Genomic DNA, 219 nt, shown 5'->3' on the forward strand with positions numbered 1-219 from the left:
GCAACAGGAGCAACAGGAACAACAGGAGCAACAGGAGCAACGGGAGCAACAGGAACAACAGGAGCAACAGGAGCAACGGGAGCAACAGGAGCAACGGGTGTAACAGGAGCAACGGGTGTAACAGGAGCAACGGGAATAACGGGAATAACAGGAATAACAGGAATAACAGGAGCAACGGGTGTAACAGGAGCGACAGGAGCAACGGGAGCAACAGGAGCA

Annotated in this window: 1 protein-coding gene; it reads left to right on the forward strand. The window is 53.9% G+C overall.

The features are described 5' to 3' along the window. Positions 1-219: hypothetical protein (locus RT27_RS32080; protein WP_043939471.1), on the forward strand; the 219-nt coding region annotated here is incomplete at both ends.

It is taken from the genome of Bacillus sp. L_1B0_5 (assembly GCF_000836715.1).
Lineage (GTDB): Bacteria > Bacillota > Bacilli > Bacillales > Bacillaceae_G > Bacillus_A > Bacillus_A thuringiensis_S.